This window comes from Emticicia sp. (assembly GCF_049241225.1).
Classification (GTDB): domain Bacteria; phylum Bacteroidota; class Bacteroidia; order Cytophagales; family Spirosomataceae; genus Emticicia.
Genome location: NZ_JBMLRC010000425.1, coordinates 1 through 3,587, shown reverse-complemented (window position 1 = coordinate 3,587; position 3,587 = coordinate 1). Strand labels below are relative to the sequence as shown.

4 protein-coding genes are annotated in these 3,587 nt (G+C 35.4%); 3 read left to right on the top strand and 1 reads right to left on the bottom strand.

The genetic code is table 11. From position 1 onward, the window contains the following. Positions 1 to 64 precede the first annotated feature (64 nt). Positions 65 to 817, top strand: coding sequence for a LytR/AlgR family response regulator transcription factor (locus ACOVO2_RS22075; protein WP_421772050.1), 753 nt, complete (start codon positions 65 to 67; stop codon positions 815 to 817). A 45-nt stretch (positions 818 to 862) separates the two neighbouring features. Here ACOVO2_RS22075 and ACOVO2_RS22070 read toward each other — a convergent pair whose 3' ends face one another. Continuing rightward, the gene (locus ACOVO2_RS22070) at positions 863 to 985 is read right to left on the bottom strand and encodes a hypothetical protein (RefSeq protein ID WP_421772049.1); all 123 of its coding nucleotides are present in this window, start codon (positions 983 to 985) and stop codon (positions 863 to 865) included. Positions 986 to 1,035: 50 nt separating this feature from the next. Between ACOVO2_RS22070 and ACOVO2_RS22065 the strand changes: the two genes are divergently transcribed. Then, the gene (locus ACOVO2_RS22065) at positions 1,036 to 3,150 is read left to right on the top strand and encodes a tetratricopeptide repeat-containing sensor histidine kinase (RefSeq protein ID WP_421772048.1); all 2,115 of its coding nucleotides are present in this window, start codon (positions 1,036 to 1,038) and stop codon (positions 3,148 to 3,150) included. A 189-nt stretch (positions 3,151 to 3,339) separates the two neighbouring features. Continuing rightward, a partial coding sequence (locus tag ACOVO2_RS22060; RefSeq protein ID WP_421772047.1) for a hypothetical protein occupies positions 3,340 to 3,587 on the top strand: 248 nt, incomplete at its 3' end.

Genomic DNA, 3,587 nt, shown 5'->3' with positions numbered 1-3,587 from the left:
CACTTTTTTTAGTTATTTCTGAAAACTATGTGATATATTTAAAGTCTCATTTTTTTATATACTTATGACACTCAACGCCATCATCGTAGATGACGAACCTGCGGCACGCTCGATGCTTCGCCAAATAATTACCGAACACTGTTCGATGATTCATATAATCGATGAAGCTACCGATGTAAAGTCGGCTGTAAAACTCATTAATAAATACTCAGTTGACCTCGTTTTTTTGGACATCGAAATGCCCGAAGAAAATGGTTTTATGCTCTTCGATTATTTCAATCAACCTACCTTCGAGACAATCTTCTGTACGGCTTACTCTGACTTTGCCCTGCAAGCCTTCGAAGTTTCGGCCGTAGATTATATCCTGAAACCAATCAGTATTTCAAAAGTGCTGGCAGCCGTAGAAAAGGCCGTGAAGATGGTCGGGCAAAACCAAATCATTCAGCGAGTGAATGTTTTGAAAGAAAACTTGAGTGTCAATAAACTCCAAAAAATCGCCCTTCCGATGGCCGATAGCTTGGTGTTTGTGCAGCTCGAAGACATTTATTTTTTTGAAGCCGATGGTTCTTATACGAACGTGATTACGAAGACAGGAAAGACCCTCGTGAGCAAAAAAATCAAAGAATTTGATGAGTTACTGGCGAATGATGCTCGTTTTTATAGAATCCATCGCTCTTATCTGATAAATACGCACCAAATTATGAAGTATAATAAAAAAGATGGAGCCATGATAGAATTTGCAAATGGCTACTCCGCCCCGATTGCTCGTGAGAAAGTGAAGGAATTTGATGAATTTATTGCGAGCGTGAAAGTGTAGAGAGGGAAATCTGCTTTAGACGTAGATTCCCAAAACGAAACAAGTTTATTTTGCCAATGGCCAGCTGTTATTGAATGACTGTGTGTTTTTTGGTTTTACTTCATTTTCATCAGTGCATGAAGAAAGAATAAACGCAAATGCTAAAATTGCTAATAGTTTAATTTTCATATTATTAAAAGTTAAATGGTGAATCGTAAAAATAGCATTATTTTTATTTTATGAAAAAAATCTTTGTCTTTTTGTTTGTTTCTTTCTGTGCATTTGGGCAGAATAAAGACAGCTTGCTTAAAGTTATTAATTCTTATAAACTCGAAGACACTTTACAATGCCAAAGATTAAGTTTATTGATTGAACTCGAATCTGACCATAAAATATGGATAAAATATAACAACCGATTGACTGCAATTGCTCTAAAGAAAATCAATAATTATCCAAATAACAGTTTAGAAAAAAGAAACTACCTAAAATTTCTTGCAATTGCTTACCAAAATCAAGGTGCTTACTACAACTACACTGACGATTATCATCGTGCTATTGAATTTTACCAAAAATCCTTATCAATAAGCATCGCTAATGACTTTCACGAAACAACCTCGTCGAATTATCAAAATATTGGTACAGCATACGATTTTTTAGGGAATCTTGAAATGGCTCTTTCTAATTTCAATAAAGCTCTTACTTATGCTTATAAATCAAAAAGTAAAGAAGCAATTGCTTATGTACTAACTGATTTAGGGTTTATTCATAACAATGCTGGAAATAGTAAAAAAGCCGTTGAATTCAATTTTCAAGCTTTAAAAATTTTCAGAGAATTACATGACAACGAAGGAATAGAACGCACTTGCTTTGCTATCGGACGAATTTTTGACGTACAAAAAGAATTTTTAAAAAGTGAATACTACTATAATGAATGTCTAAAAATCGCTAATCAGAATGGCGATTATTTACGCCAAGGACTCATCTTGAACAGCCTAGCAAATGCCAACATTCTCAATAAAAACCTTATAAAAGGGACTCAATACGCAACAAAATCGCTTGAACTTACCCAAAAGCACAAATTAATTGCGGTTGAAGGAGTGGCAAGAAGGCACTTAGGAGAAATAGCCTTTCTTTCGGGTAAAGACCAAGAAGCTATTCCCAATCTACAGAAATCAATCAAAATATTTGAGGCAGGTAAAAATCTCCAACAACTTGTTCAAGTTCAAATTTTGCTTGGCAGGATTTATCTAAAGAGAAAGAATTTTGAAGTCGCAAGTGATGTTTTAATGCAGGCATACCGAAATGCTAAAACCAGCTCCTATCCAGCCGCAATTAAAGAAGCTGCCGAGTTGCTCAGTGAATTATATGCTCAAAATAAGAATTATAATTCTTCCTATAAATACTTACTGGAAGCCAAAATATTAGGTGATAGTTTGTTTCAAGATGAAAACAAAAATATTGCTCTTAAAACAGAATTCAAATACGAAACCGAAAAAAAAGAAGCCCAAATCAAAGACTTATCCCAGCAAAAACAAATCTCCGACCTCGAATCTACTCGTAAAACTACGCTCATTTACAGCATTCTCGGTGCAATTTTAGCACTCGGAGCAATCACTTATTTTTCATTCACAAGATTTAAGACAAAAAAAGAAAACGAACTTCTTCAAACAAAACTCGAAGAAGCTGAAAAACGAATCATCATCGAGCAAAAGGCCACCGAGAGCGAACTGAAAGCTCTGAAAAGCCAAATGAATCCGCACTTTATGTTCAATGCTCTCAATAGCATTCAAGAGCAATTTATGTTTGGCGATAAAAAACTTGCCAACGAGCAAATGGGAAATTTCACGTATCTTACTCGCCAAATTCTGACCATTTCTGGTAAAAAAAGAATTAGCCTATCGACCGAAGTAGAAGTACTAACTAAATACCTCGAACTCGAAAAAATGCGTTTTACCGAAGATTTTGAGTACAATATTACTTTGAGTGATACCATCGATGAAGACTATCATCAAATTCCGCCGATGCTGATTCAGCCTTTCGTTGAAAACTCCATCAAGCACGGACTACTCCATAAAATAGGCAATAAAAAACTGAGTATTGTGTTTGATTTGAGTGAAAACGAAGAAAATCTCATTTGTATCGTTGAAGATAATGGAATCGGACGAGAGAAGTCGGCCGAAATCAAAAGTAAACGTATTCAGCAGCACGAGTCTTTCTCGACCTCCGCCACCGAAGAGCGTCTCCGATTGCTGAATAACGGATTGTTAGAGAAAAATTACATCATTTATGAAGATTTACAAGACCAAAACCAGCAAGCAGCAGGTACACGTGTAACCATCACGATTCCGCTTTGATTTTTTAATAATACGGATTTCAAGTATTACCAAAAGCCAAATAATAACATAACGAAAGCCACAGTTTTTCACTCTTTTTTCATTCGTTGTGGCGTTAGATTTTGCCAATTAGGTTGTAGAAGAGTAATATTGTAAACCAGTACCATCGTTCATTTACCCATCAAGTACCTAACCCTTGCGTTTGAAAATATGCTTAAAATAAAAATCTCACTACTACTCTTGTTATTTGTAGGATTGCGGTTATCTGCTCAAAACTTATTCAACAATAACATTTATGATACGCTTTCGATTGACAAGTTAGGTACAAAAATCGAATTGGAGAATAATACAGACTCGGCCGAAAAGTGGAATCGCTATATTATTAAAACCGCTAAACAAAGAATGACTATTGGGCAATTGCCCGAAGCAATAAAGACCTATTACCAAAATGCCTACCT